Origin of the sequence: Streptomyces sp. NPDC060194 (genome assembly GCF_042728285.1) — a bacterium.
GTDB lineage: Bacteria > Actinomycetota > Actinomycetes > Streptomycetales > Streptomycetaceae > Streptomyces.
In genome coordinates, this window is the sequence record NZ_JBHWZH010000259.1 from 1 (window position 1) to 3717 (window position 3717).

General features: G+C 76.0%; 3 protein-coding genes. All 3 read right to left on the reverse strand.

Annotated elements, in window-relative coordinates; translation table 11 throughout:
* Positions 1-41: 41 nt before the first annotated feature.
* Complete coding sequence (locus ACFWEG_RS28550; protein ID WP_387220883.1) at positions 42-536, reverse strand: DUF1269 domain-containing protein; 495 nt, start codon at positions 534-536, stop codon at positions 42-44.
* 121 nt (positions 537-657) lie between these two features.
* On the reverse strand, positions 658-2934 hold the full coding sequence (locus ACFWEG_RS28555; RefSeq protein ID WP_387220886.1) for a xanthine dehydrogenase family protein molybdopterin-binding subunit: 2277 nt from the start codon (positions 2932-2934) through the stop codon (positions 658-660).
* A partial coding sequence (locus ACFWEG_RS28560) for a (2Fe-2S)-binding protein (RefSeq protein WP_387220889.1) occupies positions 2931-3717 on the reverse strand: 787 nt, incomplete at its 5' end. The genes ACFWEG_RS28560 and ACFWEG_RS28555, both read right to left, overlap by 4 nt.

Consider the following 3717-nt stretch of genomic DNA (forward strand, 5'->3'; position numbering starts at 1 on the left):
CCCCTCCCCGGGGGCGGCCCTTCGCGCGGTCCGGCGAGGCGTCAGGCGCGCGCCGCGCGCACCATCTCCTTGAGCTGGTCCTCCTCCTCGTGCGACAGCGAGGTCTGCACGAGCTGCCCGCCGAACTGCGCGAGCTCCGGCACCACCTTGTCCCGCGCGGCCTGCTTGACCAGGACGAACACCGCGGCGGCGCCCGGCTTGAGGTTCGCGCTCAGCTCCCGCACGAACGCGTCGTCCACGCCGGTGTCGGTGACCGCGCCGCCCGCGGCCCCCGCCGCGGCGCCGACCGCGGCGCCGAGGAACGGCACCAGGAAGAGCAGGCCGATCGCGGTGCCCCACAACGCACCGCCCGCCGCCCCGGCCGCGGTGTGGTTGACCGCCTGGTGCAGCTTGATCTTCCCGTCCTTCTCGCGCCGCTCGACGACGACGATGTCCTCCAGCTCGACGAGGTGCTCCGTGTTCATCGACAGGAGCTTGTCGCGCACCTGCTGGGCGGTGGCGAGGTCGTCGTAGGCGACGACGAACAGGTTGGACATGGCTGTCTCCTCAGTGGGATGCGAACGGCCCCGGGCGCAGCCCACTATAGGAAAAAGCCTTAAATCGGACGATTGCGACATGCGGGGGCGTGCGGCCGAACCGGGCGGCCCGCCGAAGCCCTCAGGCCGGCGCCACCGCCGACTGCGGCCGGATCGGCAGCCGGTTGACCGGCCGCCCCGTCGCCGCCCGCGCCGCCGCCGCGACCGCCGCCGGCGCGGTGACCGCCGGCACCGCGCTGACCGCCTTCGCCCCGAACGGCGCGACCACGTCCCGCTCCTCGACCAGCTTCACGATCCGCACGACCGGCGCGTCCAGCGCGGTCGGCAGCGCGTACGCGGTGAGGTCGGGCCGCCGGACCACTCCCCCGTTGCTGCGCAGGTTCTCCGTCAGCGCCGCCCCGACGCCCTGGGTGACGCTGGCCTCGATCCGCGCGCGCAGCTGCGCCGGGTTGAGCACCCGCCCGACGTCCTGCGCGACGGCCGTCTCCACCACCCGCACGGACCCGAGCTCCACGTCCACGTCCACCACCGCCCGGATCGCGCAGAACGCGAGCCCGACGAACGCGTCGCCCTGCCCGGAGCCGTCGAGCGGCTCGGTGGGATGCGGGCGGCACTGCGCGGTCGCCCACAGCTCCTTGCCCTCCAGCGCCTCGACGACGGTCGTGGACAGCACACCGTCGTACGAGGTGATCTTGCCGTCGGCGATCGAGAGCAGCTCGGTGGACATCCCGAACTTGTGGGCGAGCGGCTGCAGGAGCTGGGTGCGGACCATCTTCGCGGCCCGCTCCACCGCCCCGCCGGACACCCAGGTGTGCCGGCCGCGCGCGGCGGACCCGGCGGGCGGCTGGTCGGTGTCGACGGGGGCGACGTGCACCTCGTCGACGCCGAGCACCTCCTGCACGATCTGCCGGGCCAGGGTGGTGAACCCCTGCCCGGTCTCGACCGCGGCGCAGATCACCGTGGCGACCCCGTCGTGGACCTTGACCGTCGCCGTGGAGACCTCGTCCGCGCCCTCCGCGCCGAGCAGGTGGACCATGCCCAGCGCGTAGCCGACGCCGCGGCGCACCGCCCCCGGCTCGCCCGCGCCCTCGGGGCCGCCGGGCAGCAGCCACTCGTCGACGGGGGTGTCCTTGGGGAGCGCGGGCAGCGGGAAGTCCCGTACGGCGCGCAGGAGTTCGGCGACGGGGGCCGGGCAGCTGACCGTCTGCCCGGTGGGCAGCAGGTCGCCGGTGGCGAGCACGTTGCGCAGCCGCAGCTCGGCCGGGTCGACGCCCAGCTTCGCGGCCAGCTTGTCCATCTGGCCCTCGTACGCGGCGCACACCTGCATCGCGCCCTCGCCGCGCAGGTGACCCGACGGCGGGTTGTTGGTGCGCACCGCCCAGCCCTCGACGAAGGCGTGCGGGACGACGTACGGGCCGCAGGCGAAGGAGACCGCGGCGGCGAGCGCGTCGGAGGAGGCGTCGGCGTAGGCGCCCGCGTCCAGCAGGATCTGCGCCTCGACCTTGACGAGGCGGCCCTCGGCGTCGGCGTGGTGGCGGTAGCGCAGCAGCGTGGGGTGGCGGTGGGCGTGGCCGAGGAAGGACTCCTCGCGGGTCGCGGTCAGCTTGACCGGGCAGCCGGTCCTGAGCGCGAGCAGGCCGAGCGGGATCTGGAAGCCGGTGTCCTCGCGGTCGCCGGTCGCCCCGGGGACGCCGGTGACGACGACCTTGACCCGCTCCGGCTCCAGGCCGAAGCAGGCGGCGGCGGTGTCCCGGTCGGTGTGCGGGTCGGTGGAGGCGGTGTAGATCTCCACCCCGCCGTCCGGGCGCGGCACGGCGAGCCCGGCCTCCGCGCCGATCGGGGCGGGGTCCTGGCGGCCGATCCGGTAGATCCCCTCGACGACGACCTCGCCGGTGGCGTCCGGGTCGCCGAAGCTCAGCGGGATGTGCCGGATCAGGTTGCCGTCGGGGTGCAGCGGCTCGGCGGAGAAGGCCAGTTCGGGGTCGGTGACCGGGGCGAGGACCTCGTACTCGACGGTGATCGCGGCGGCGGCGAGCCGGGCGGTGTCGGGGTGGTCGGCGGCGACGGCGGCGATCGGCTCGCCGTGGTGGCGGACCACGTCGTGCGCGAAGACCGGCCGGTCGTGCACCCGGCGGCCGTGCACGGGGTCGCCGGGGACGTCCTCGTGGGTGACGACGGCGTGCACCCCGTCCATCGCCTCGGCGAGCGAGGTGTCGACGGACAGGATCCGCGCGTGCGGGTGCGGGGAGCGCAGGATCGCCGCCCACAGCAGCCCCTCGGCCCACAGGTCGGCGGCGTAGGGGAAGGTGCCCTCGGTCTTCGCGGGGGCGTCCTCGGAGGGCAGGGAGGCGCCGAGCCCGCGCACCGGGAGTTCGCGCTCGGGGGATGCAGTGCTCACGACCGGCCTCCGTCGTGCGGGTGGTGGGCGCCCCGGGCGGCCTCGTCGCCGCCGGGACCTGCCTGGTGCGGGACGCGGACGTCCCCGTCGGCGCCCCCGTCGTCCGCCTCGTCGTCGGCCGCCTCGCGCTCGGAGCGCTCCGCGACGACCTCGCGGACGGCGTCGAGCACGCCCTGGTAGCCGGAGCAGCGGCACAGGTTCCCGCACAGCGCCTTGCGGGTCTCCAGTTCGGACGGGGCGTGGTTGCCCTCGAGGAGGTCGTGCACGGTCATCGCCATGCCCGGGATGCAGAAGCCGCACTGCACGGCCCCGCAGCGGGCCAGCGCACGCTGCACGTCGGAGGGGCGGCCGTCCTCGGCGAGCCCCTCGACGGTCCGCACCTCGCTGCCCGCGGTCGTCGCCGCCGGCACCAGGCACGAGGCGACCAGCCGCCCGTCCACCTGCACGCTGCACGCCCCGCACTCGCCCTGCGAGCAGCCGTCCTTGGCCCCGGCGAGGCCGAGCCGCTCGCGCAGCACGTAGAGCAGCGACTCCCCGATCCACGCCTCGGTGACGGGCCGGTCCGCGCCGTTGACGCTCAGGACGTACGACACGCGGGGGCGGTCGTCGAAGGCGGCGGGGGCGGGGTGGGGGGTGCCGTCGGGGGCGTGCGGGGTGTCGGGGTCGTCGGCCGGGTCCGGGGCGGCCGCGGGGGCCTCGTCGTCGGCGGCGGACCGCGCGGCGGGCACGGCGGGCCCGGTGTCCCCGGCGCCCTCGGGGGCGTCGTCCGGCGCGCCGGACGAC

Bases quoted from the DNA above. Each gene is read 5' to 3' on its own strand.
- ACFWEG_RS28550 (WP_387220883.1), bottom strand. From the start codon at position 536: ATGTCCAACCTGTTCGTCGTCGCCTACGACGACCTCGCCACCGCCCAG.